Origin of the sequence: Wolbachia endosymbiont (group A) of Barypeithes pellucidus, from assembly GCF_964030885.1 — a bacterium.
In the GTDB taxonomy this organism is placed as follows: domain Bacteria; phylum Pseudomonadota; class Alphaproteobacteria; order Rickettsiales; family Anaplasmataceae; genus Wolbachia.
Window position 1 is genome coordinate 996,076 of sequence record NZ_OZ034985.1, and the last position, 25,797, is coordinate 1,021,872.

The 25,797-nt window shown below is 36.0% G+C and carries 22 protein-coding genes and 1 pseudogene; 12 read left to right on the plus strand and 11 right to left on the minus strand.

What is annotated here, in order from left to right; translation table 11 throughout:
- Nucleotides 1-3: 3 nt before the first annotated feature.
- Nucleotides 4-744, plus strand: a complete 741-nt coding sequence (locus ACQH1X_RS05145; protein ID WP_425385894.1) for a hypothetical protein — start codon at nucleotides 4-6, stop codon at nucleotides 742-744.
- A 45-nt stretch (nucleotides 745-789) separates the two neighbouring features.
- Here the strand turns inward: ACQH1X_RS05145 and ACQH1X_RS05150 are convergent, their stop codons facing one another.
- On the minus strand, nucleotides 790-1,305 hold the full coding sequence (locus tag ACQH1X_RS05150) for a gamma carbonic anhydrase family protein (protein ID WP_265025559.1): 516 nt from the start codon (nucleotides 1,303-1,305) through the stop codon (nucleotides 790-792).
- A gap of 144 nt (nucleotides 1,306-1,449) precedes the next feature.
- Here ACQH1X_RS05150 and secG point away from each other — a divergent pair, with 144 nt between their 5' ends.
- From secG to ACQH1X_RS05165, 3 genes are read left to right on the plus strand one after another with little or no spacing between them, the layout of a single operon-like run.
- Nucleotides 1,450-1,770, plus strand: a complete 321-nt coding sequence (gene secG, locus ACQH1X_RS05155; protein WP_425385895.1) for a preprotein translocase subunit SecG — start codon at nucleotides 1,450-1,452, stop codon at nucleotides 1,768-1,770.
- Entirely contained in the window at nucleotides 1,770-3,431 is a 1,662-nt protein-coding gene (locus ACQH1X_RS05160) for a CTP synthase (RefSeq protein ID WP_425385896.1), read from the plus strand. The genes secG and ACQH1X_RS05160 overlap by 1 nt, the downstream gene beginning before the upstream one ends.
- On the plus strand, nucleotides 3,416-3,823 hold the full coding sequence (locus ACQH1X_RS05165) for a nucleoside deaminase (protein WP_425385897.1): 408 nt from the start codon (nucleotides 3,416-3,418) through the stop codon (nucleotides 3,821-3,823). Before ACQH1X_RS05160 ends, ACQH1X_RS05165 begins: the two co-directional genes overlap by 16 nt.
- Before the next feature lie 398 nt (nucleotides 3,824-4,221).
- Here the strand turns inward: ACQH1X_RS05165 and ACQH1X_RS05170 are convergent, their stop codons facing one another.
- Nucleotides 4,222-5,427, minus strand: coding sequence for an MFS transporter (locus ACQH1X_RS05170; protein ID WP_425386673.1), 1,206 nt, complete (start codon nucleotides 5,425-5,427; stop codon nucleotides 4,222-4,224).
- A gap of 196 nt (nucleotides 5,428-5,623) precedes the next feature.
- On the opposite strand from ACQH1X_RS05170, the gene ACQH1X_RS05175 reads away from it, so the two are divergent.
- Nucleotides 5,624-6,337 (plus strand): hypothetical protein, encoded by a 714-nt coding sequence (locus tag ACQH1X_RS05175; protein ID WP_425385898.1) that lies wholly within the window; start codon nucleotides 5,624-5,626, stop codon nucleotides 6,335-6,337.
- A 627-nt stretch (nucleotides 6,338-6,964) separates the two neighbouring features.
- Here ACQH1X_RS05175 and ACQH1X_RS05180 read toward each other — a convergent pair.
- Together ACQH1X_RS05180 and ACQH1X_RS05185 are read right to left on the minus strand one after the other, a co-directional pair.
- Nucleotides 6,965-7,921 (minus strand): IS5 family transposase, encoded by a 957-nt coding sequence (locus ACQH1X_RS05180; protein ID WP_425385760.1) that lies wholly within the window; start codon nucleotides 7,919-7,921, stop codon nucleotides 6,965-6,967.
- A 698-nt stretch (nucleotides 7,922-8,619) separates the two neighbouring features.
- Nucleotides 8,620-9,426 (minus strand): YgfZ/GcvT domain-containing protein, encoded by an 807-nt coding sequence (locus ACQH1X_RS05185; protein WP_353285399.1) that lies wholly within the window; start codon nucleotides 9,424-9,426, stop codon nucleotides 8,620-8,622.
- 174 nt (nucleotides 9,427-9,600) lie between these two features.
- Between ACQH1X_RS05185 and ACQH1X_RS05190 the strand changes: the two genes are divergently transcribed.
- The 3 genes from ACQH1X_RS05190 to ACQH1X_RS05200 all read left to right on the plus strand — a co-directional run bounded on the left by ACQH1X_RS05190 (nucleotide 9,601) and on the right by ACQH1X_RS05200 (nucleotide 12,560).
- Entirely contained in the window at nucleotides 9,601-9,891 is a 291-nt protein-coding gene (locus tag ACQH1X_RS05190; RefSeq protein WP_425385899.1) for a co-chaperone GroES, read from the plus strand.
- Nucleotides 9,892-9,991: 100 nt separating this feature from the next.
- Nucleotides 9,992-11,641: a chaperonin GroEL gene (gene groL / locus ACQH1X_RS05195; protein ID WP_425385900.1), complete on the plus strand. Its 1,650-nt coding sequence runs from the start codon at nucleotides 9,992-9,994 to the stop codon at nucleotides 11,639-11,641.
- Between the two features lie 415 nt (nucleotides 11,642-12,056).
- Nucleotides 12,057-12,560, plus strand: coding sequence for a protein-disulfide reductase DsbD domain-containing protein (locus ACQH1X_RS05200; RefSeq protein WP_425385901.1), 504 nt, complete (start codon nucleotides 12,057-12,059; stop codon nucleotides 12,558-12,560).
- A gap of 67 nt (nucleotides 12,561-12,627) precedes the next feature.
- On the opposite strand, the gene ACQH1X_RS05205 is transcribed toward ACQH1X_RS05200, so the two are convergent.
- Together ACQH1X_RS05205 and ACQH1X_RS05210 are read right to left on the minus strand one after the other, a co-directional pair.
- Nucleotides 12,628-13,128: an IS630 family transposase gene (locus ACQH1X_RS05205; RefSeq protein WP_306794344.1), complete on the minus strand. Its 501-nt coding sequence runs from the start codon at nucleotides 13,126-13,128 to the stop codon at nucleotides 12,628-12,630.
- A 10-nt stretch (nucleotides 13,129-13,138) separates the two neighbouring features.
- Nucleotides 13,139-13,486, minus strand: coding sequence for an IS630 transposase-related protein (locus ACQH1X_RS05210; RefSeq protein WP_425385784.1), 348 nt, complete (start codon nucleotides 13,484-13,486; stop codon nucleotides 13,139-13,141).
- 202 nt (nucleotides 13,487-13,688) lie between these two features.
- Here ACQH1X_RS05210 and ACQH1X_RS05215 point away from each other — a divergent pair, with 202 nt between their 5' ends.
- On the plus strand, nucleotides 13,689-13,844 hold the full coding sequence (locus ACQH1X_RS05215) for a hypothetical protein (RefSeq protein WP_425386695.1): 156 nt from the start codon (nucleotides 13,689-13,691) through the stop codon (nucleotides 13,842-13,844).
- On the opposite strand, the gene ACQH1X_RS05220 is transcribed toward ACQH1X_RS05215, so the two are convergent.
- Complete coding sequence (locus ACQH1X_RS05220) at nucleotides 13,809-14,561, minus strand: IS5 family transposase (protein WP_425385758.1); 753 nt, start codon at nucleotides 14,559-14,561, stop codon at nucleotides 13,809-13,811. The two genes, ACQH1X_RS05215 and ACQH1X_RS05220, sit on opposite strands and share 36 nt — an antisense overlap.
- Nucleotides 14,562-14,634: 73 nt before the next feature.
- On the opposite strand from ACQH1X_RS05220, the pseudogene ACQH1X_RS05225 reads away from it, so the two are divergent.
- The 3 genes and pseudogenes from ACQH1X_RS05225 to ACQH1X_RS05235 all read left to right on the plus strand — a co-directional run.
- Nucleotides 14,635-15,666 (plus strand): annotated as a pseudogene (locus ACQH1X_RS05225) (IS3 family transposase); the annotation flags it as partial.
- Between the two features lie 266 nt (nucleotides 15,667-15,932).
- On the plus strand, nucleotides 15,933-17,267 hold the full coding sequence (locus tag ACQH1X_RS05230; protein WP_425385902.1) for an alanine:cation symporter family protein: 1,335 nt from the start codon (nucleotides 15,933-15,935) through the stop codon (nucleotides 17,265-17,267).
- Nucleotides 17,268-17,386: 119 nt separating this feature from the next.
- Nucleotides 17,387-20,236, plus strand: a complete 2,850-nt coding sequence (locus ACQH1X_RS05235; protein WP_425385903.1) for a hypothetical protein — start codon at nucleotides 17,387-17,389, stop codon at nucleotides 20,234-20,236.
- On the opposite strand, the gene ACQH1X_RS05240 is transcribed toward ACQH1X_RS05235, so the two are convergent.
- From ACQH1X_RS05240 to ACQH1X_RS05255, 4 genes are all read right to left on the minus strand, one after another.
- Nucleotides 20,228-20,824, minus strand: coding sequence for a Maf family nucleotide pyrophosphatase (locus ACQH1X_RS05240; protein ID WP_425385904.1), 597 nt, complete (start codon nucleotides 20,822-20,824; stop codon nucleotides 20,228-20,230). The two genes, ACQH1X_RS05235 and ACQH1X_RS05240, sit on opposite strands and share 9 nt — an antisense overlap.
- Nucleotides 20,802-21,065 (minus strand): translation initiation factor IF-1, encoded by a 264-nt coding sequence (gene infA, locus ACQH1X_RS05245; protein WP_425385905.1) that lies wholly within the window; start codon nucleotides 21,063-21,065, stop codon nucleotides 20,802-20,804. The genes ACQH1X_RS05240 and infA overlap by 23 nt, the downstream gene beginning before the upstream one ends.
- Before the next feature lie 170 nt (nucleotides 21,066-21,235).
- Complete coding sequence (locus ACQH1X_RS05250) at nucleotides 21,236-24,235, minus strand: hypothetical protein (protein WP_425385906.1); 3,000 nt, start codon at nucleotides 24,233-24,235, stop codon at nucleotides 21,236-21,238.
- A gap of 243 nt (nucleotides 24,236-24,478) precedes the next feature.
- Nucleotides 24,479-25,756, minus strand: coding sequence for an adenylosuccinate synthase (locus ACQH1X_RS05255; protein ID WP_425385907.1), 1,278 nt, complete (start codon nucleotides 25,754-25,756; stop codon nucleotides 24,479-24,481).
- Between the last annotated feature and the right edge of the window lie 41 nt (nucleotides 25,757-25,797).

The following is a 25,797-nucleotide window of genomic DNA, read 5'->3' on the forward strand; positions in this document are numbered from 1 at the left end:
ACTGTGAAAACTAATATTGATGAGCCGTGTGCGGGAAATCTGCAAGCACGGTTCTTTAGGGGGAGTTGTAGTAATATAACTCAAACGAGAGGAGTAAAGCTACAGCTTCTACCGAACATAGGATTTAAAAGATTAGCAGAGATTTTGGATGCTTTAGGTAAGAATGGTCATAATCTGGATGCTACAAAAAAAGAAGAGCTGAGAGTTTTCCTTGAAGGAGTGTTGAAAGGTAAAGAGGGAGAAACTTCAGAAAACATAGTAAGTGCATTCAGAGAGAAACTAAAAACAGAAGCTAAAGATGAACTTAAAGCTGATCAAGCAACAATAACGGCTGCAAAAGATGAACTAAAAACCGAAGAGCTAAAAACTGAAGCTAAAAATGAACTATCAAATGAAATGCAAGAAAAAGTAAATAAACTTGAGCAGATAGAGAAGGAAAAAACAGACTTACAAACTAAATTCGATCAAGAAAAACAAGCACTAGAAGCTAAAAACAAAACAACTGAGCAACCAAAACAAGGCAATGGAGCACGGTACACCGCTACTGTTGGTATGGGTCTTGCTGCTGGACTGATAGCATTTACTGCACTTGAACGTACAGTTAGGTTAGATATGTCAGTAATGATTGGTATAGCAGTAGCATCTGCACTCGTAGTTGGTGGTGTTACATATGCAGCATTACCTAGTACTCAAGTAGATGGGGCGAAAGCACAAGAAGTAGATGGGAATAATAAAGGGAAGTAACAAGGGTTGAGCCATACGCGTCAAGTAAAACACTTGACGCAAACTTCAATTTTTATATTCCTTCATTAGCATAATATAGTTTTGTGCCGACTGTGCAATATGTTTAATTTCTTCATTCGACATTTTTTTGAAGAATTTTGCTGGCCTGCCGGCCCATATTTCACCACTTTTTATCACTTTTCCATGTGTCACTAGTGAGCCAGCAGCTACCATAGCTTCAGACTCCACAACTGCATGGTCCATCACGGTAGAGCCCATACCAATAAACGCTTTATCATGCACCGTGCATGCGTGCAACATACAAAAATGTCCCACTGTTACCATACTGCCAATAATTGTGTCACCACCTGGGTTTCTATCCACATGAATTACCGTTCCATCTTGAATATTTGTTCCATCACCTATTTTTATTGATCCAACGTCTCCTCTGATTACACAATTAAACCAGATGCTTGCATCTCTTCCTATTTCAACCTTGCCTATGATATGCGAACCACCTGCGATGAAAGCACTTTCGTCTATTTTTGGTTCATAATTTTTGTATTTTAAAATGTGATACATATTAAGCCCAAAGTTTTATGCATATGTTAATCAAAATAAGGTAAGCAGTAAATACATACTTAGATTTCAAGTTATTTGGGTGACAGATGTTCTTGACTTACGTGCTTTGTACTGCTAAGATTTTTATTTTCAGCCCTATCTATAATGTCAGTAGCGGTATTAAGTATATTTCAAATAATATTGGTTGTTGTGTTAGTAATTTTAGTGCTCTTGCAGCCACCTGAGAGTAGTTCATTAAGTGGTTTTAGTAATACACAACAAGGGGTCAATTCGATGATTCCGGTGAAATCTTCTGAAAACCCGCTCAGCAGAATAACGGCTATTGTTGCTGGATTGTTTATTATAAACACATTGCTATTGTCAGGATTATGTTCAAAAGACGTACATAAAAAATCGATCGTAGAAAAAATTATATTAGAAAAAAAGCAAGAAAGTGAATCTACTTCTGTTCCATTTGAAAATTAATGAAGGAAGCTAAATTTATCTTTGTCACAGGTGGAGTTGTATCGTCGCTTGGTAAAGGCTTAGTTTCTTCAAGCGTTGGTGCGCTTCTTCAAGCTCACGGTTTTAAGATCCGTATCAGAAAACTTGACCCGTATCTCAACATTGATCCTGGGACAATGAACCCAACTCAGCACGGAGAGGTGTTTGTTACCGAGGATGGTGCTGAAACTGATTTGGATCTTGGGCATTATGAGCGTTTTACTGGAATTAAAGCAACAAAAGATGACAATATAACAACTGGTAAGATATATCATGAGTTATTGAAGAAAGAGAGGCGTGGTGATTATCTGGGCAAAACTGTGCAAGTCATTCCTCATGTAACAGATTTAATCAAATCGTTCATTTTTAATGGTACGGAAGGTTTAGATTTTGTAATATGTGAAATAGGCGGAACTGTAGGTGACATTGAAAGCCAACCATTTTTGGAGGCTATACGCCAAGTTAACTACACATTAGGAAAACAAAGAGTTATCCTTATTCACTTAACTTTAATACCATATCTTACTGCAGCGCAAGAATTAAAGACAAAACCAACGCAGCATTCAGTTCGAGAGTTAAATTCCGCGGGGTTACAGCCAGATATTATATTATGCCGCAGTGAGAAAGAAATTTTCGATAATCAAAGAGAGAAAATAGCTAAGCTTTGCAATGTTTCTTTATCCAATGTGATACCTGCTCCTGATGTGAGTCATATATATGAGTTACCGGTGTTGTATAGCCAATGTGGGCTTGATACGCAAATTTTGGAGCACTTTCATTTAAGTAAGCCAAAACCAAGCTTGATTGAATGGGATCAAATAGTGCATTCCATAAGGCACCCAACACAGGAAGTTACTGTGTCTATAGTGGGAAAATACACCGAATGCCCTGATGCGTATAAATCACTAGTTGAAGCATTAAATCATGGTGCAATTAGTAATAAAGTCAAAGTAAGGATAAATTGGGTTAACTCAAGAGAAAAGGAAGAAAAACCTATAAATGAGAAGCTTATAGAAGAAAAATTACAGAATTCTCATGCAATCCTTGTCCCAGGGGGGTTTGGTGATGACGGAGTAGAGGGTAAAATATTAGCAATAAATTATGCCCGTACAAATAATATCCCATTTTTCGGAATTTGCCTTGGTATGCAGCTTGCAATTATTGAGTTTGCTCGTAATGTTGTTAAGCTTGAAGATGCACACTCTGAAGAATTTCATAACTGTAAACATCCAATCGTTAAGTTAGCTGGCGATCAAGATGACGATCTTGGTGGAACCATGAGACTTGGGGCATACAAATGTAATATAAATGCAAACTCTAAAATGATGGATGCATATAGTAACACTACTATTTCAGAAAGGCATAGGCATAGATACATAATCAATTCAGATTATAAAGATGATTTGGAAAAAAATGGGCTTCTATGCAGTGGCATATCAGAAGATGGAACGTGCATAGAGGCAGTGGAGTTAGAGAGTCATCCGTGGTTTATTGGTGTGCAGTTTCATCCAGAGTTTCAATCAAAGCCGTTTTCTCCTCATCCTCTTTTTGTATCATTTATTGAAGCAGCAGTTAATAAAATTTTAAAAAAGAAGATTAGCAAAGGAAAGTGTTCAAGTATCAATATATGGAGCTTGCCATAGAGCAAGCCAAACTTGCTCAAAAAAATGATGAGGTTCCCATAGGTGCTGTAATAGTAAGTAGAAGCAATGTTGTTTCTTCTGCACACAATATATCCAGCGATCCAACTGCACATGCAGAGATGTTAGCGATCAGACAAGCATTTTCAACTTCCACGCTTTGTGATGCTGATATGTACGTAACATTAGAACCATGTCCGATGTGTGCTCAAGCTATTTCCTTTGCTAGAATTAAACGATTGTACTTTGGAGCTTATAATCCAAAAGGTGGAGGAATTGAAAATGGTGCTAAGATATTTCAATTTTGCAGCCATATACCTGAAGTTTATGGTGGAATATTAGAAACAGAATGCTCTTTTTTGTTAAAGGATTTTTTTGAGAAACTAAGGACCTAATTAGGTCTAACAATTTCAATTAGATTTCTCTGTCATTCCAGCACGTGACATACAACAGAGGGTGTCATCCCAGTGCCCAGACACACAGCTGTACGAACATTGTCTACCAGGAGGGTGTCATCCCAGTGCTTGACACTGGGATCCAGTAAATTTATTTCCTATATATGAAAAGTTATTATGTTTATATACAGACACATCAGAAATGGAAAGATTTATATGATGAAATTACATGATAAAGGCTGTCATCCCAGTGTCTGGGCACTGGGATGACAGCAGTCCTACGTCATACCGTCACAGTATCTCTAGATCCCGCTAACAAGCAGCGGGATGACGGTTGTCAGGGTGTCAGCTACTTAGATGAAACCCTTTCCCGGTCTATCAAATCACATAAGAGAAAACTAAGACCAATCACATTTTTTATCTTGTGGCTTTATTTGCAATATTGCTACCACACTGACCAACAAGCAGAAGACTATATAAAGCCCAGCAGCAAGGTTTGTTTGAGGAAATGTTACAGTCAACCAAATACAAACCATAGGGGTAAATCCTCCATGTAATGCATAAGAGATGTTACGTGATAAGCTTACGCCACTAAATCTGACATTGGTGGGAAAGAGTTCAGATGCAACTATTCCTATGGGAACTATACCCCTTTCTATTATAGAGAGAACCATTACGCTCAACGCAATCATAAGATAATTTTTGTAGTAATATGCAATAGATAACGCAGGACAACATAGTGCCATTGTAATTGCTATAAATAAGATTGCAGTGCGCTCTTTTCCAACTTTATCAGCCAACATTCCAAACGCTATTGAAGATATCGGCATTAATACACTGGTTATAATCAATACAATTTCGTTGATATATGTCGTTACATAAACATCCACTGATGCTATTTCCTTTGCGAGTGTTCGAAGAAATATGGTAAATCCAACAGCAACATTAACAGGTACAGATATTAAAATAGCAAGTATAAGAGCTCTCTTGTGGCGCTTTATAAGCTCTATTATTGGCAAATCAGGTAAATTTCTTTGTTTTCGATTTTTTTCATATGCTGGAGTTTCTCCCAATGTGTATATGCTATACGCGCTAATTAATCCTAAAATAGCTGAGAAAACAAATGGCAATCTCCAACCCCAGATACAAAAATCAGTAGTTTTTTTGCAGATAATTACTATCACCGCAGAAAGCAGTACACCAATGGAACGACCAAAGCCCATTATTCCAAAATACATCCCTAAGTTCTCTTTCCTACTGGATAAATGCTCTATAAGATAAACAGAACTTCCTTGTTCACCACCAAGTGCAATTCCTTGTGTCACATGGATTGCAAGAAGCAATATAGTAGAAATTATACCTACTTGATTGTGACTTGGAATAAATGCAATGAGACTCGATGGTATCGATATTAGCAAGATAGTAATTATTAATGCTATCCTCCTTCCATACCTGTCACCAACGTGACCAAATATGAATGCACCAAGTGGCCTTACAATTGCGCCTAGCCCTACAATTCCAAATAATTGCAGTATGTTACTGTAGACATCTTTTGCAAAACAAAACTCTCTGCTGATTATGTTAATCAAATCAATAAAGAGCATGTAGTCATACCATATTGCGATTCTGCAGAGTATGGTTGATATCAACACCCTTGTTTGCACTAAATTCAATTCGTAAATGTTTGCTTATTCTATTCTGGCTGCTTTTTGGGATTTTACAACCTAAACATATGGTGTTGACTTTTTTATTATGGTATGTGATAATTGCAGTGTTATTAAGTTTAGTGGTAAGGTTATAATGGATATAGCTTATTTAGCAGCACTTATATCAGCAGCTATAATAAAAATAGCAGTAATAATACTTTATGCTATAATATGTATAGGCATTCTCTTTATGTTATTTAAGGGAATTAAAGAACTCTTAGATTCAAAAGGATTTCTATCTCTTCTGAAAACAGTAGGTGTAATTTCTATAATACTATCAATTATATCTCTCCCACTTATTATATTAAGCCTTACTACTCCGTCACCTCTGATAGTAGGTATAGTAGGTGGTATTGTTGGCGCTATTTCCATAATACCATTGATAGCAGCTTACATTTTTCTTTCAATAGCATGGAAAACATTAACTCAACAGCCTGAAGACTATCAGCTCTTGTTCTTCATTCCTTTACTGTTTATTGGGAACATCGTAGCTGGAGCTTGTATTGCTGCAAGTGGTACTTTTTCAATATGTAAAATAGATTCCTTAACATCTTTATCAGCGGCACTAGAGTCCTTATCCATGGTAGGAATACACGCACTAGCGCTTGCGATCGTAACTGCAATTGGAGTAGCTATTGTAATCGAGCTCGCTAAGCAAGCTAAGGAATACATATCAGGTAAAATAATGCAACCAAAAGAAGAATCTGTTGGACCTTCAGCTACATATGAAGCACCAGGCTCCAAAATGGAAAAAGAAAAAGAAGAAAAAATTGCTAAAAATGGGCAGAAAGTACCTCTTTTGTTCTAAATATAAAGATGTCATCCCAGTGCCCAGACACTGGTTTCCATCCAAGACGGCAGTGCCTTCCTTCCCTGTCATCCCAGTAGCTCCTTCGGTGTCATGCAAGTAGCCCTCTTCTTGTCATCCCAGTGCCCAGACACTGGGATCCAGAAAAGTTTACTTGTAAGCAAGCAAACTAGCATAGAAAGTGGTTACAACGTTTTTGATGAGATTATATGGAAAACTGGATTCCAGTGCCAAGCACTGGAATGACATCATAGGTGCACTGGAATGACACCCTTTTTTGGTCCTCTAAGTAGTCTCCTTCTCCCGTCATCCGAGTAGCCGACACTGGTTCCCATCCAAGACGGCAGTGCCTTCCTTCCCCGTCATCCAAGTAGCCCTCTTCTTGTCATCCCAGTAGCCCCTTTCTTGTCATCCCAGTGCCTTCTCCTGTCATCCCAGTGCGTGACACTGGGATCTCATTTTACTTTATGATGATGTCATGAAAGTAGCTGACATTGGGATCCAGAAGACTTAATTTCAACCAAATAATAAAGGCTAGATCCCAGTACCTTCTCCTGCCATCCCAGTGCTTGACACTGGGATGGCTTTGTTGCATAGCACCTTAAGCAGTGATGGTTTACGACAAATTTATGTAATGATTTCAAATTTAGCCATACCAATATCAGTGAATTTGTTGAGCAAATAGCACTTAATTAGTAATTCTTTTTCACGATTTACTTCAGATTTATTCCTAAAGCTAAATCCAAATACTTGCTTCAACCTTGAGAAAAATCCTTCTATGTAAGATCTCTTTCCATAAATCGCTTCCTTTTTCCACTCTTTTACACCATCTTGTCCATATAATTTTATTAACCTAATAGCAGCATTTCTGTCAGACATATAATCTATTTTTGAATGTTCTGCTGCATCCTTTTTTGGTAGAACTTTTGTCTTTATATCGTATTTCTTACACAATTTATAAAGTTTGTGCCTATCGTATGCCCTATCTGCATATAATGCTTTTATTTTGTGCTGAAAATTAACTTCTTCAAGCAAATCGCAAGCTCCATAGTGGTCAGAGTAGACGCCATTACTGTATCTTGCAGCTATAGCTTTTTTACTATTCACACTTAACATAACATGTAACTTTCTTACTTGCTCGTAGCTTCGGTACTTTCTATCTGCACTGTTTTCCTTACTGTGGCCAGGAGTGTTACTGTAAATGCTGATACTTGTGCTATCTATGATAATTTCAATATTTTCCATGTTGCTTTTATCAACCCTGCAATCATTTATCTTAATATTAAGTTTTTTAAACCTTCTTGATGCTTGTGAATAGCTGATAACTGCCAAATTTTTTCCTATTTGTTGCAGATATCCTTTTATAAACCCCACCGTTTGTCTTAAACCAATTCTAAAAAGATTGACAATTATATGCACCAAAATTACGACTTTATCACTGTAAATATAGTTGCCGCCCTGCATTTTTGGACTATTTTCATACCAATTTTCGATAGCTTCATCGATGTAATGAAAAATATTTCCCCTTTTTTCAAGGAATTTGTTATATTCGTTTTGGTTACTGACTTTCATTTTCTGTGGCATATTTTTTCTTCAACAGTTAAATGGTTATTTATAATGAATTTTGTCAGTAGCTACCAGATTTTTTCGGTTGCTATGCAACAAAGCCCACTGGGATCCAGCTTTTTCATAATCATCAAAACGTTGTACTTTAGCATAAAACGGCTACTTTTATGCTTACCAACTTAATAAAATTCCTGGATCCCAGTGTCTGGGCACTGGGATGACAAGAGAAGGTACTGGGATGACGGTTGTCGTTTAGCCATAAATATTTAAGAAATTTACCAAACGAAAAAAAAGGCAAAAGAAGCCCCAGTCATTGTCTATTTTCAGTATTGGCGTTTTTTAAGTCTTAAACACTGCAATTTAGCTGCTTTTAAATGCAACTCACCTTAGTTTAAATGTTTAAGAAATTTACTAAGCAGAAAAAAAGGCAAAAGAAATCCCTTGTTAGCTAGTTGTCACTCTCTAATCCTGCAAATTGGCGTACTATACTGTCTTAAACGACTTATAAGCGTGTCTCAGCTTATATAGGTAAAAACCTAGAAATATTGTGAAGACATAAGGTGCACATAGTGCAAAAAATTAAAAATAAGACGCCAACTACGTTGTTTTCTTGCTGTTTAATCTGCACAGATGAAGATAACTGAATACCTTCAGTTTTATGATAAAGGGGCTGGTGAAATGTGTCAAGCAGCTTTTTCGTTTCTATATGCGCTACCTTAAGACTTCAACGTCTCAACGCACCTGACCCCACTAGCATATAAATTTGCATGGCTCTTTCCAGTATTAAGCAATGCAAGTCCAATGTTGTCTACACTAGAGCGCAGTTCCCCTATTTCTTCATTATTTTCATTTGTCACTTTAGTGCCAATATCTGGAAGTGCGTTATCCCCCTCAACAAGGTAAAGCTTTCTTCTGAATATTTCTTGTCTGCTCATTCGATTTACGACTTCCTGACCTATATAACACCCCTTATTAAAGCTTATACCGTTTACTTTATCGATTAAAAATTGCAGTGGGAACGATGAATTTTGTACCATATCTTTTGCTCCATCTGGAACGAGGTTTTGAATTCTAACTTTTTCATACTGAGTAAAATCCCCAACTGGCTCCTTTATTTCACCTTTATGTATGATCCTCATTCCTAGCAGTTTGTGCCTTGGATCTTGAAAAATAACTTGTGACTTACCACTACACTCCGTTGACTTAGTATTAAACAAAACTCCAACCTTATATAGCGCACTAACGTCTTTAATCTTCACCCTCAAATAAGTTTTAAGTAAATCCAGTTTCTCGATTATTTGCTGCAAGTGCATGTTTTCGCACTCCAAGAGGGTGTATTTACCATATTCAATAAGAAAAAAATCATATAGATATTTTCCTTGAGGGCTAAGCAATAAAGAGTAAATGGCTTTTTGGCTATCCAACTTATTAATATCATTGGTTATAATACTCTGCAGAAAATCTCTAGTGTCAGGCCCATATAGCACTATCACACCACGACTTAAGAATGGTATATAACTCATGAAATCTCCATAAATAAATCTAAATCTTATTATATAACATTAGGCTCTTTTAGAAACTGCTTTTGGCGTACATATTTTATAATGGTGTGCATATTTTACAAGCTCCAGCCCTTGAAATCTAACTTACGAGTATATACATAAAGTTATAGGTTAATTTGTTGAGAGGAAAAGCAAATGTCAAATGTAAATTTAAATGTATTAGATGATAGCGTGTTGATCAAGCCTGTTAGCGAGGAAAAGCAAGGTGGAATTATGCTTCCATCAAGTGCTGAAAAGAAACCTACTAAAGGTGAAGTTGTAGCAATTGGTGAAGGTTCACGCAACTCAAATGGCGAACGCGTAGCTTTAACTGTGAAAGCTGGTGATAAAGTGTTCTATCGTCAATGGGCTGGTACAGAAATAGAACATAATGATGAAAAGCTTATCGTGATGAAAGAGTCCGATATACTTGCTGTCATTAAATAGCAGTCTTTATTTTACTAAACTGAAACAAAGCGCAACATGGCGCATTGTAAATGGTTTTATTATAGTTTTCTAAATTTTTTATTAACAAGAGGTGATAAAAATGACTAATGTAGTAGTATCAGGTGAGCAGTTGCAAGAAGCCTTTCGTGAAGTCGCAGCAATAGTAGACTCAACGGTGGCAATAACTGCGGGACCTAGGGGAAAAACAGTAGGGATTAATAAGCCCTATGGTGCACCGGAAATCACAAAAGACGGTTATAAGGTAATGAAGGGTATCAAGCCTGAAAAACCACTAAATGCTGCAATAGCAAGCATCTTTGCCCAAAGTTGTTCTCAATGTAACGACAAAGTTGGTGATGGTACAACAACGTGCTCAATACTAACTAGCAATATGATAATGGAAGCTTCAAAGTCAATTGCTGCTGGAAACGATCGTGTTGGTATTAAAAACGGAATACAGAAGGCGAAAGATGTAATATTAAAGGAAATTACGTCAATGTCTCGTACAATTTCTCTAGAGAAAATAGATGAAGTAGCGCAAGTTGCGATAATCTCTGCAAATGGTGATAAGGATATAGGTAACAGTATCGCTGATTCCGTGAAAAAAGTTGGAAAAGAGGGTGTAATAACTGTTGAAGAGAGTAAAGGTTCAAAAGAGTTAGAAGTTGAGCTGACTACTGGCATGCAATTTGATCGCGGTTATCTTTCTCCGTATTTTATTACAAATAATGAAAAAATGATCGTGGAGCTTGATAATCCTTGTCTATTAATTACAGAGAAAAGATTAAATATTATTCAACCTTTACTTCCTATTCTTGAAGCTGTTGTTAAATCTGGTAAACCTTTAGTTATTATTGCAGAGGATATCGAAGGTGAAGCATTAAGCACTTTAGTTATCAATAAATTGCGTGGTGGTTTAAAAGTTGCTGCAGTAAAAGCTCCAGGTTTTGGTGACAGAAGAAAGGAGATGCTCGAAGATATAGCAACTTTGACTGGTGCTAAGTACGTCATAAAAGATGAACTTGGAATTAAGATGGAAGATCTGACACTTGATGATCTTGGTACTGCTAAAAATGTTAAAATTACTAAAGATAATACCACAGTTGTCAGCGAAAATAGCGATTCTGACAGTGTGAAAGCTAGAATCGAGCAGATCAAATCTCAAATTGAAACTTCAACTTCTGATTATGATAAAGAAAAGCTAAGAGAACGTTTAGCGAAATTATCAGGTGGTGTTGCTGTGCTAAAAGTTGGTGGAGCAACTGAAGTGGAAGTTAAAGAACGTAGAGATAGAGTTGAAGATGCGCTGCATGCAACAAGAGCTGCAATTGAAGAAGGCATAGTTCCAGGTGGTGGAGTTGCGCTTCTTTATGCTTCATCTGTTCTCGACAAATTAAAAGGTGCAAGTGACGAAGAGCAAATAGGCATAAACATTATCAAGAAAGTTCTCAGTGCTCCAATTAGAAGGTTAGTTAAAAATGCTGGTCTTGAGTCTGCTGTTATAATTGACTATTTGATTAAGCAGAATGATAAAGAGCTTATATACAACGTTGAGGCTATGAATTACGCTAATGCATTTACAGCTGGTGTGATTGATCCAGCAAAAGTGGTGCGCATTGCTTTTGAAACAGCGATATCTGTTGCGAGTGTGCTGATTACTACTGAATCTATGATAGTTGATGTACCAAGCAAAGAAAATGCTTCATCTCCTATGGGCGCAGGAGAAATGGGTGGCATGGGTGGATTCTAAGTAGAGTGAAGCCGTGGAGCAATTGCTCCACGGTAGTTCCAAAAAATCTCACATTTTACTATTCGTTAAAGGTAATACGTTTGGTGCAGAAAGGCACTACTGTTTGCATCCGTTTCACTCTTTTATATTATGGTTGTCTATAGCTAACCCAAGAAAGGTTTTCCTACGTCATACCGCCGCGGATAGATTCCGCTAATAAGTAGCGGAATGACGAATTTTTGTTTTTCAAATTGTCGGTAAATCTAAGTCAGTTTAGCTATATGTGTTTTCCACAATGACTTATTCTTTTCACCCATTTATATTACAGTTGTATATATTAGAATAATGCTATGTTAATAAATAATCTATATAATACTATTAAATATAATAATTAAAATCTAAATCACTTTCTCTATAAAAGGAGAATTTTACCTTAATGAAAATACATATATATTTAATATTGTTTTTATTTTTTTCTTGCACTCAACTATATGCTGACGAGGAAATTGCAAAATTTGATTTACTTATTGGCGAGATAAATGAAGCAAACCTCACTCTTAAAGGTGCAATAAGGGTTACAGTAGAACCAGGCTGGCACATATATTATAAAGATCCTGGAAATTTCGGTCTTCCCACTTCTTTTGATTGTAAGGGTAACACATTAAACATAGATATTTACTGGCCTACTCCAAAGGAACATAGAGATAAAGTAGGAAGAGAGATATTTATCAGTAACGTATATAAGGATATGGTATTATTTCCCTTTAAGATGAATGTGTTTTCAAATCAAGGGTATATTGACCTTAACTTCCATATAAATTATGCGATATGTAAAGATAGGTGCATCCCTAAAAATGTTGAGATAAAAACCAGGCAACCACTAAAGGATTTCATAGATTCTGATATCAATAAACTTATAAATGAGTGGTATGAAAAATAGGGTTTTATAGCTAACACGTCATACCGCCGCGGTATCTCGGCATAGATTCTGCTAACTATAGTATTTTCTAAAATGAATGATAAATTTCCATTATGGTATTACCAACCAAAAGTTGTAAGTCTGTACATTTATACATTAGAGGTCTGAGGCGGCTTTTGATGGTATGCCAACAGTGTTCTATGGGATTCAAATCTGGTGAATATGTTGGAAGATACAGCACATGACAGCCAAAAGACTCTATTAATGATTTTGTTTTAGTGGTCTTATGAAATGTAGCATTATCCATAACTATGGTTGTGCCAAGTGGCAATTTAGGTAATAACATCTTCTCCAACCATATATTGAATACCTCTTTGTCACACCCACCTTTGAAAGTCATTGGTGCAATAAATCTCATTCCAATCCACCCGGCTACTATACTGATTCTCTCTCGAGTTCTCCCTGGAATATCTGCATAAATTTTCTTTCCTCTTGGAGCACGTCCATATTCTCGGTATAATTTATTATCAACTCCTGCTTCATCTATATATAAGATGCTGGAATGGTCTATTTTTGAGATTTTATCAATAAACTGCTGCCTATCTTCTTGATTGCGCTCTTGATATAGTGTGACTTTTTTTTAAAGTAATTTTTAGCTGTTTTAGTCTATACCAAATTGAATTTATTCCAAATCCAAGATTTTGTTTCATCTCTGCCAGAGTATGATCTGGATTCTTTGTAACATATTCTTCGAGTATTTTTGGGTCTATTTTTCGAATAAAGCTGCCGTTTTTAGATGGCTTGAGGCTTTCACCAGCAGCTTTCTTTTTTAACCAGCGGTACAAAGTTGCTATTCCTATCTCCAGAAGCTCTGCCACCTCAACCTTCTTCTTCCCTTTTCCTATCATCGATATTGCCTTTTCTCTTAAATCCACACTATACGCCATTATAACCCAAATACCTTATTATACCTTTATCATTTACTTTGGGAAATACTATAGTAGCGGAATACGACGAATTTGTCGTTTTTCAAATTGTCGGTAAATCTAAGTCAATTATTTTATGGGTGCGCCAAGTGACCTTACCCAGAAAAAGTGGAGAGAAAGAAAGGAGTTTTTTCGGGTAAAATAAAATTTTGGAGGATTAGAAATGGCAAGAGAATATACGGCAGAATTCAAATTGGAAGCTGTTAAGCTGGCAAATGAACAAAGAAAGGTAGGTCAACCAGTTGCAAAAGTAGCAAGAGATCTAGGCTCTGTGGACAAAATTTTAGAGAAGCCATACAAGAGCCCCGACAAAATTTAGAAAACCCATAAAAACCTCAGCCGTTTTATCGAATCTGGAAAAAATACGCCTAAAGTTCTTAATTTTACCGAAAAAACACTCAATTAAATGACGCTCTTTATAAATGTGTTTATCGTAACCCCTCTGCACTTTTCGATTACGCTTCGGAGGAATAACTGCTGTACATCCCTTGCTTTCAAGACTCGTAACAAAAGCATTGCTGTCATAGCCTTTATCAGCCACTACAGTGGTATTATAGACACTTTCAGTTAATGTTGCTGCTTGTGTAATCTCATTTCTTTGACCAGGGGTCAGAGTAAATTTAAGTGGATTTCCAAGTGCATCGACAAGCGCATGTATTTTAGTTGTAAAGCCACCTTTGCTCCTCCCTAAAGCTTCTTGATCCTTGGAGTTTTTTGTATATCCAGATGAACATGGATGGGCTCGGATGATCGTACCGTCGATTATAGCAACTTCTAAATCAGGCTCTTGTTTAGTATATTCAAGCAATTTTTCCCAGACATCTCTTTCACACCATCTTTTAAATCGCTTATGTATACTCCTGTAATTACCATAAGTTTTTGGTAAAAGTCTCCATTGGCAACCACTTCGGACTATGTACCACACTGCCTCTATGAATATTCTTAAACGTTTTTCATCTTTGCTATGCATTCCTTTTACGCTTTTTATGAACTCTAAAATTTGTTTCCAATTTTCCTCTTTGATGTAATATTGCATATGGTAGTTTCTCCATTTTTTACCTATTAAGCTAAACTACCATCTTTTTCTCTCTTTTCATATTTTTTGTCCACAGAGCCTAGGAATAAGGGATAGCGTATTAGGAAAATGGATGAAGAAATATAACGAAAAAAAGTCAGCGGCAAATGCATTTCCAGATGTAGCACCTTATGACAAAGAGAGATTTGATTTACAGAAAGAGTTAGCAAAAGTAACAAGAGAAAGAGACATTTAAAAAAAAGCCCTGGGCAGTCAAAAAGAGTAAAATATTTTTTTATAAAAGAGCATAGTAAACACCATAAAGTGCAGGAATTATGTAGGGTTTTGAATGTATCTGCTAGTGGCTACTATAAGTGGACTACAAGGAAAATAAGCAGTAGAGAATCAGCAAATAAGGAGTTATTAGCAGATATTCAAAAAATATATCAAGCTTCTAAATGTAGATATGGAGCTCCTAAAATTCATGCTGAATTAAAGGCTTCGGGTAAAAGTTGCAACTTGAAAACAGTGCAAAGTATTATGCAGAAAAATGGTATTCAGGCTATATTGAGAAGAAAATTTAAAATTAAGAAACAACAAACGGACAGTAGAGTCGTAATATTAGACCAAAACTTTATTGTCGATCAACCAAATAAAGTATGGGATTACTTATATAAAAACCAAAGAAGGATGGCTATATTTGGCAACAATAATCGATCTATATTCACGCATGGTAGTTGGCTGGTCAATGAGCAGTTCAATAAATAAACAATTGGTTATGGACTCTTTATTAATGGCCGTTAACAAGCGTAAACCTGCCAAAAATCTACTATTACATAGTGATCAAGGTTCACAATATACTTCGCAAGGTTATCAATATCTCTTATCCATAAAAAACATAGTACCTAGCATGAGTCATAAAGGTTGTTGTTACGACAATTCTGTTGTGGAAAGCTTCTTTAGTTCTCTAAAAAGGGAGTTACCAATAGACACCTCTCGGCACTCTAAACAGCATATCAAAACTGCTATATTTGAATATATAGAAATTTTTTATAACAAACAACGTAGACACTCCACTATTAACTATTGCATTCCTGAGCATTTTGATTCATCATTCTCTTTGTAAAAAACATTCCAAACTTTCTCTCCACTTTTTCTGGGTAAGGTCAATCGTGAACGCTATTATTGTGGAGCCGTGTGCGGGAAAGCCGCAAGCACGGTTCTTTAGGGGAAGTTATGGAAGTAAGACTCAAGCGAGAGAATTAGGACTATGACTTCTACCAAACCAGGTTATTAGCTTACTATAGCTTTTGTAGTGTGACTTCTCATGAACAATAAGTTAGGTATTTTCAACTTTTGTTGTATACTCAAGTGAAAATCTGACTTTTACAGATGGATATAGTAAAGTTTGTTTTATTACTGCCAACAATATTACTTATGTTAATCGCTGGTGTTTACCTATCGATTAAACTAAAATGGCTACAGGTATTTAGATTACCATACGCCCTTTCACTCCTTGGAGCTAAAAAAGGAGAAAATAAATTTTCTTCTATAGCCGCCCTGTTTACAATCTTAGGGGGAAATTTAGGAGTAGGAAATATTTCAGGAACTGCTGTTGCTCTAAAAACCGGAGGACCGGGCTCTATTTTATGGATGGCAATAATTATTGTTATCACTTCTGTGATAAAATATGTCACTTGTTATCTAAGTATAAAAACCAGAAAGGAAAAGAACGGACGGTTTATAGGTGGCCCTGTAGCCTACATGACTGATGCGTTTAACTCTAGGAAGGCCACAATTGTCTTTCTAGTTATCATGATGATGGTTTCAATAACAGTTGGTAACCTTGTTCAGGTAAATTCTCTATCAATACCACTTAACATGATAGATGTGCCTGCAGTTGTTGGTGGCATTGTAATGGCCATAATATTTTTTGTTGTTGCAGCTCTCAGCTTAAAAAAAATTAAAATTTTTATATCGGCTATGATACCGATAATGACGGTAAGTTACCTCATACTTTGCGGTATCATATTATTTAAGTTTAGTGAAAATATCCTTCCTTCTCTAAAATTAATAACAAGCAGTTTTTTTACAACTAGTAGCTTTAATTCTGGTTTATCTCTAGGTTTGATTTTAGAAATGTTGACTATTATTCAAGTCGGAACTTTGCGAGGTATTTTTGCAACAGATATAGGGCTTGGCCTCGAAGGAATCGTGCACTCTTCAATTGTTCCTAAGAAAAATAACAATAAATTTATTATTGAACAGAGCCTAATCACAATAATATCGCCTTTTATAGTTGCATTCATAGTGTTTATTACAACAATGGTACTGCTTGTCACAGATTCTTGGGTCACTGATTTAGAGAGTACTAACATGTGCATATTTGCTTTTAGAAAAGCTATGAATTGGCCCTATATTGACTATTTAATTATGGCCATAATGTTTTGTTTTGCTTTCACTACTATTTTTACTTGGTTTTTTTGCTCAAAACAGACAATACGTTATGTGTCTATGGATAATAAATACACTAAAATCTGGATTGTAATTTTTACCATGATCATTCCGCTTGGTGCGATAGGTAAAGTCCGGTTGCTATGGGATGTCGCTGATATCTCGATTGCTGCTTTGTTGTTTATCAACATACTTGCTATACTCAAGCTAACTTCTAAAGATCCAGAAGTATTCACTATGAGCAACAGATATTTAAAATTAGGCGCCAACTAAAAGTTGCCATCTGAGTAACAACACAACCTTCCTTAATAAAAATTCAACCAATGCTCATGATAATTATATTAGCTAGTATTAGCTAGAACTAAAGGCAGAGGGTTATTAGTGAGGGGTATATGAGTACTAACGATACACAACAAGAACACATTTATAATGAGCGCATTCAAGAATTTTTTCCTTTATTTGATAAAAAGGACGACCCAATTTATAATGCTAGAGTTGATTTTAACACAGTAAAGTTTTTAATAGAACGCGCCGATTGGGATTGGAACGAAGATAAAGACAAAAATAAAGCATGTGGAGTTATTCTTCAGGAATGCGACAAGACAAAGAAAGCTAGACAAGAGCTTGAAGATAAAGCTAAAGAAGAGTTGAATAAATATATTACTATTGCTAATAACATTAATGATGATGTTAAAGATAAAAAAGTTTCAATATACGGTAATCATGCCAGTATTACACTGGAGGATAACAAAAAAGAGTTTAAAATCAGCGAATTTTTAAACAGTGATTTTTGTGAAAAGAATGAAATCTCGGGGTTTTCAACATTGCATAGTGATGGAAAGAGCGGAATGCACGGTTTTGTTGCCGAGGAAGGAGGGAAAAAAATAAGACATTATGTCGTAACCGATGGTTCATATGAAATGACTCTGAAATGGTACGCGAAAGGGGAAGAATGCAAGATCAAAATTAAGATTGATGCTAACGGTGTAGACCTTGTTAAAGGTGATGATTTTTCTCTAGAACGGTTAGAAGCGAATCAAGATATAAAAATAGGTGGTTTATTCTTGCATGAAATACAATTCAGGGAAAAAGGAAAAGTGAATGAGGTGCAACATGACGGAAAAGAATCATCTGAAATCGCAATAAAAAGTAACAGCAGAGATATTGAGCAAGGGGTCGAAAAACCACCAATAGGTGGTCTATTCTCACATTCACTACAACAAGAAGTTGAGTCTCAAACTACTAGATTACAGTCTAATGATGAAAACGATTCAGGCTATGGAAGTCAAGGGAAAAATCCTCAGAACAAAAAAACTCCTCCACAAGTACCAACTAGAACTAGTTCACTCAAAAAAGATGTTTTAAATGAGCAAGGGAGTGGAAGCCAAAAACCAGATGGCTTGCGCGGAAATGAGCAAACACCTAATAATCAGCAAAAAGGTGCAACCACTGTATCACGGTCTGATAGTAGAGATAACTATGATTTTCCATCTTCTGATCCTTCAGATAGTTCTACTTTCACCAAGTCTGTAAGCCACAATCAAGATAATAGGCAAGAAGATGAACGATATGATAATCCTACATTTGCTACATTTGGACATGCTGTACCTGGAAGCCAAAAACCAGATAGAAGTGAGCAAACACCTAATGATCAGCAACAACCTGAAATCCCGCAACAAGAAGGAAATAGCAAAAGCGATCTATTACAAGAGATCAGGAATTTCAAGAAAAACAACTTACGGCACACTGATGTTGATGATAGAGAAGCATCAATTGCAGGAAGTAGAAAAAATAACCCATCACCGTTAGAGACATTAAAGGACAGAATTCCTTATTCACCTTCTCCAGATCCAGATATATATAACAGTGATAACCAAAGTGCTAGTGGTGCTGAGTGGAAAGAAAGTGAACAGTCATTTTCTGTTCCAAAACCCAATAGCAAAAGTGACTCGGGCTCTTCATCTCAAATTCATGCTCAACCTCAAGTAGATCCTGAGCAGCCAAAGAGGAGCTTAGAGAACATTGAACAAAGTGATCAAACTCCGCCTGAAAATCTTCTTAAAGAAATTAGAGATAGATCACAGCAAGATAATAGAGGATTAAGGCAAGTTGATCCTACTGATAAACTGTCACAAGATAAAGAAGATGGGTTGCAAAAAGACAATTTAGCAGATGTAAAAACAGTGGAAGGTCCAACCGTTAATGTCTCTGCTTCAACACCAAATAGTATAAGTGATTCAGGTTATATATCTCCAACTAGTAGTGATAGTAAACCTCAAACAGATTTAAAACAGGTAGGAAGGAAATTAGAAGAACATATTAATCTAACTCTATTTGAAGAACTTAAAAATACATTAGGTCAAGAAAATCTCGGGTTAAAACCGGCTGATCAGAGTCAGATTAGTGAAGAAACTAAAAAACGCTTGAGAGAAGATGGATTGCTAAAAGACAGTTCAACAGATGTAAAAACAAATGATTCGGGCTATTCATCTCCAACTCATGACAATAATGAACAATCTCAAGTAAATCCTGGACAGTTAAAAGCGAGCCTAATGAATGTTGAACAAAGAGATGATACTCTACTTACGGAATTTACCAGTAAGTTGGATAAAGAAACTCAGAAGTTTCCACTAAAACCAGTGGATCAAAGAGGAATTAGTGAACAAACCAAAGAACATTTATTAGCAGCCGGGTTGCTAAAAGACAGCTCAACAGACATAAAAGCAAACGATTCGGGCTATTCATCTCCAACTCATGACAATAATGAACAATCTCAAGTAAATCCTGAACAGTTAAAAGCGAGCCTAATGAATGTTGAACAAAAAGATGACACTCTACTTACGGAATTTACCAGTAAGTTGGATAAAGAAACTCAGAAGTTCCCACTAAAACCAGTGGATCAAAGAGGAATGAGTGAACAAACTAAAGAACATTTATTGGCAGCCGGGTTGCTAAAAGATAGTTCAACAGATGTAAAAACAGTGGCAGAACGAGAAAATGCTGACACTAGTCCAACCGTAGATAAAAATAGCGAACTATATAAATTGCTAGAAAAAGATAAGATACAACTGGAAGTTGGAGTAATAAAAGAAGAAAGAGAAGATACTTTAACAGAACACACTGATAGTTGTGATCGCGATAGAATCGCATTAGGTAACAGAAATAAAAGACCACTGGATTGGACTAAACGTATTGCTGAGTCACAACAAGAAAAAGATACCAATAAAGGTATTTCAATATAAATTGAGGTTAAAATAATTGCTTAGCAAACAATAGGTTTCATGCAACGGTAACCCTATAACAGAAGAGTAGGAGCCGCGTAAGAACAATACGAACACTCCAGCTAGGCCTTGTATATTGCATCCCCCTGCCCTATTTTTCCACTCTTCTGATACTAAATAATACTTAATTTCTTGTTCACTGAGACGTTTAAATTTCACTATTGTAACCACAGTCCTAATATGTTGTTTGGATTGATCGGGAGTTAATAGACATACACTGGTATATACTCTATGCCTTCTTCCTGATAACAAGCGGATGCATTTTTCTGCTTGCTCAACGTTTTCAGCTTTAAGCAATATCCTTCTACCACAAGCAACAATTGTATCAACACCAAGCACAAAGTAATTTGGATTTGAACTTTGTATTTTCTCAGCTTTACTTTTTGCCATACGGATTGAGTAATCCTTCGGAAGTTCCTTTTTCAAAGGAGTTTCGTCTATATCTGCTGGCAAAATCAAGCCTGGTTTAATATTTATTTGTTTTAGTAAAGCTACACGTCTTTCTGATGATGAAGCAAGAATAAGATTATTTAGAGATCGTTCTGTCACTTGTACCTTTAAGCCTTCTAATGATCCGACCTTTTTTCGCATTCCTATCGTAAATGCTCATCTCAACTAACACCCTATCCCCTATAATGATGCGTATTTTACTTCTTCTCACTTTCCCTGATACATGACAGATAATCTCATGTTCATTGTCCAGTTTCACTCTAAATTCTGCTGCAGGTAGTAAAGCAGTTACTGCCCCTTCCACTTCAAAAAGTGTTTTCGATTTCTCGTCTTTTATCATATGTTATATTATAATTTAATAATCTTTTTCAGTCTACTATAGATTTTAAATTATTATCAACACAAAAGACTTTTTCCACTCCACTTAAGTATTTCTCTTGCAACTTAATCCCAGCCATCTTCACAATAATGCTTTCGAAGTGCAGCCCTGCATTTTTCACTTTCTCCAACCTAACCGAGAAAAGGCGAGCTACCTACGTTTCTACTCTCTGCCACCTTCTCAATAGAACTTGTAGTTATGTTGGAAGATAAATCATTATCACAATTTTCCTCATCGCCACCATATCCGCCATCAATGCTTAAAGATCTGAGTGATCTTCTCTCCCCTTCTAGTGGAACATAAGACTCATTATCAAGGCTTAAAGATCTGGATAACTCTATCTTCTTTCGTGGAGCATTGTCAGGCTCACTAGAAATGTCTCCTGTTAGAGTATAAAATTGATCGTTGAGGCCCTTTTGTTTGTCAGCAAACGTTTCTGCACTCAACATTTCTACTTGATTACGCAAATCTTCTATTTCTTTTTTACTGTCTTGTAGTTCTTTCGTCAGACCTTCAATATCCAAAACTTTACCTGCAATGATGTCGCTCAATGCATCACGGTTCTCTTCCAATTCCTTAATCTCATCTTCATGCTCTCTATCCATGGATTCCAATATTGATGCTACATACTCTTTAAACTTATTTTCTCGCTCTTCAATTTCCCATTTTAGTTTGTCTATCTCTTGTTCATGAGATTCCAGTTGTGCTTTATACTCATTTTCCAACCCTAGCATTTGATATTTTAAATTGCTTATAGACTGCTCCTTTTCCTTCATTATGTGTGCTGCTTGGTCTATCTCTTTTTCAAATTCTTTTAATTTGTCTTCTAATTCCTTCTTTTCTGTATTAACATCTTTCAGCTTGTCCTCTAGCTTTCCTTTTTCTTCATATACACTTTTAAGTTTTTGTGCCCTCTCCTCCAGGTTTTCTTTGAGCTGCGTTAACTCCTTGCGCATTGTATCTATTTCTGCCTTTGATCCTCGCTCCTTTTTTTCAAGTTTATCTTTTAAATCACTAGTCTGTTTTTTTAATGCTTCAATTCTTTGCTCAGCTTCTGCAAGTTTCTGATTCACTCTTTTCTTTTCTGTTTGAGCACTTTCTAGCTCATTGCTTAATGCTTGGTTTACCTCTTTCAAGCATGATAATTCTTTTTGCAGATCTAATACTTGTTTTGAAAACCGTTCTTTATCTTCCTCTATATCCTTATTAGAGCGTTCTAACTGATCAAACTTGTCCTCTAAATCAGACTTTCCTTCCTGCACATGATATAGTTCTTCTTGCGATTTCTTTAATTTACTTTTTAACTCCTCCTTTTTTGCATTAGCAACTTCCAGCTCTTGCCTTAGCTTTCCTTTTTCTTCACATACACTTTCAAGTTCTTGTGCTTTCCCTTGTAGCTCTGCTAACGCACTTGCTAACTTTTTATCTTTTTGTGCCAATTCAGTTTGCAATTCTGTGTTTTTTTGCTCTTGCTCAATTTCTACAGGTCTCTGATCCGATACATAATGCTCATCACCAAGTCCACTATCAACGCTTGAAAATCTGCGTGATTTTTTCTTCTCTGGTGTAACATTAACGTTATCTTCATCTTCAGTGAGTTTAAGTATAAGCATTGTATCTCCTGGAAATTCCTCGTACTCGTTTTCTGGAATGTCGAATTCTGGTCTCTCTTCTCCAAGTTTATCTTGTAAATCGCTATTCTGCCTCTCTTTTACAATTGTTTGATTATCTTCTGCTTGGGTTGTTTCTAGTTTCTCCTGTAGTTGCTGATTTTCTTGTGTTAATTCATGGTGCTTTTTATTTATCACTTGCAACTCTGCTTCTTCTTGCTTCAATTCAACGTTTTCTTCGGACAGCATCTGATTATTTAAAATCAATTCATCCATTTGTTGTGAAGCAACTTCTGGTTGAGTTTCAGTGTGCTGTAAATTGACTTCTGTTTGAATTAATGCATTGCTATTAATAGAAGGAGGAGGAGGAAGGCTATTGTCAGCATCAACTTTAGGATCTAATTTCTCCTCTGGTTCTTTGTCTTGATAGGCCACTATAGATTCATTTTGAAAATTATTATTAGCAGTAGGTACAACATCAGCAGCCTCACCCTTTTTTAGTGATTTTATTACAGCATTATGTAAGGAGAGACCTTGAATATATAATTCATCATTTTGCTTTATCAATTCTCGGATCTCCTCCGATAGCACAAAATCTTTACCATTAAATTTTAATACTTCAGTTATGCCACCACTACTCACATTCATAATCATGGTACAAATTGAAACATTCCCGAACTCATCCTTTACAGGCCAAGTGCTTGTCATTTCATAACATGCGCCTTCTTCAAATTTATAATGTCTTTCCTTACCTTCTCGATGAGCGCATATTTCACGTTTTTTATTGCAATAGATATTCAGTTCTTTCTCTTGCTGCAAAATGTCACTAATCTTTGTTGGCTCACTTCTATTGTAATTAATAAGATTGATATTCAAAACTCTATGAGCGTTATCAGTTTCTGTGTAATAAGCTCGAAGCTCTACGCCTTTTCCCTCAAAATATTTACTTGCAGCTTTTTTTCCCTGCTCTGCCAACTCTATGCATTTATCTATATCTTCCTTAAAGCTCTTACCGGCAGACTCTGTTACTGCTTTATCTATGTACGTTTGTTTAAAATCTTTATCGTTTATTAGGTCATAAAAACTCCACCCATCTCTATAAGCATTCTGTATAGCAGTGAAGTCTCTTTCTTCTTTCAAAAGCGTTAAAAAGCCTACCTTGTCTTCTAGATTTTTTAGTTTAAAACCTGTCATTATCTTCTCTAATTGAGAATTAAATTCTTTATCGGCAAAATTTTCAGCAGGATTGTTTAATTCGTTTTGTAATCCTTTATTTTCTGCAATTGAGCGGCAGAACTTCATTATAGCAGAGTCCTTAGTGGAAGGATTTTCTTTTTCCACTTCATCAATACGGTCCTTGAGGGATGTAAGACGTAGTGTAAGCCGTGACAAATATAGATCGTGTTCATAAAATGCCAACAAGCGATGTATTGCATTCCAAGCACATGATGCGATTGATCCAATACCAGAATCCTCCCCTGCCTCTGCTGTTTTTTCTTCCTTAGTCAAATCTCCAATCATAACACACCTCCTTTAACTATATTTATATTATACCAATTAACATATATTTAAAAAAATCAAACCACGCTCTACACTAACTTTTATAATTACTTGATTGTGTAAAAATAACTGCAAGTGTTAACCTTGAGCTTTTATCTTTCATTATACACTGCTCACTATACGTTTACACTACTACCTTGCATAATAGACTATTCGAAGTTACGCAAGTATTTTTTTTATTGGATAAAAGTTAACAAGACGTTTTCAGAAATCTTTAAGCTCAATAACATCCTCTCTTTTTGGACTAGTTGAAATTAGATGAATTGGTACACCTATTAATTTTTCTAACTTGTCTATATATTTTATTAAATTGATAGGCAATGCTTCAATCGACCTTTTACCTTGAGTATTTTCTTTCCAGCCAGGAAACTCTTCATATATTGGCTCTAATTCCTCCTGTATTGAATGCGATGCGGGTAAATAATCATACATTTTCCCGCTATACTTGTAACCAGTGCATATTTTAATTGTATCAAAAGAATCAAGCACATCTAATTTGGTTAATACAATGCTTGAAACTCCAGAAAGTTGCACAGCCTGGCGCACTAAAACTGCGTCAAACCATCCGCAGCGCCTTCTTCTATTGCTTACTGTTCCAAGTTCCTTGCCTATAGTAAATAAGCTATCCCCCACTTCATTCTTTTGCTCAGTAGGGAATGGGCCATTGCCCACTCTTGTTGTATAAGCTTTTGCCACACCAATAATGTGAGCATTGGAGGCTAATCCTGAACCTGTTATTGCTTGCGACGCTACAGTATTACTTGAAGTAACAAAAGGGTAAGTTCCGTGGTCGATATCTAAAAATGTACCTTGGGCGCCTTCAAATATTATTTTCTTACCTTCTTTCATAAAGTCATTTAATATCTTCCACACAGGTTTTTTATATGAAAGAATTTTTTCTGAAATCTCTTGAATTTCCTTTAATATTTCTTCTTTTTTAACCACCTGGTAGTTAAGGCCTTTTCTGATAGCATTGTGGTAATTCAAAAGAGTATCCACTCTTTTATTGAGCTCATCTGCGTTTTCTAAGTCACAAAGGCGTATAGCTCTCCTTCCAACTTTATCTTCATAACATGGCCCTACTCCTTTGTTTGTTGTACCAATTTTGCGATTTCCGTTTAAATCTTCAAATAGCTTTTCCTTGTCCTTATGTACGCTAAGTATTAATGGACAGCTTTCAGATACTATCAAATTATTGGGATTAATATCCATCCCTTTAACTTTCAATAACTCTATTTCTGAGATTAGAGCATGTGAATCAAGAGCAACACCGTTTCCTATGATAGATATTTTGCCCGTTCTCAAAACAGCAGAGGGCAGTAAATTTAATTTATAAACCTCATCATCTACTACTATAGTGTGCCCTGCATTATTTCCTCCCTGAAATCTCACAACTACATCTGCATTCTCAGAAAGATAATCTACTATTTTACCCTTGCCTTCGTCACCCCATTGCAGACCAACAATTACAATATTATTCATCATTATTTTCTAGATTAATACATAAATGTTAATATAGTACG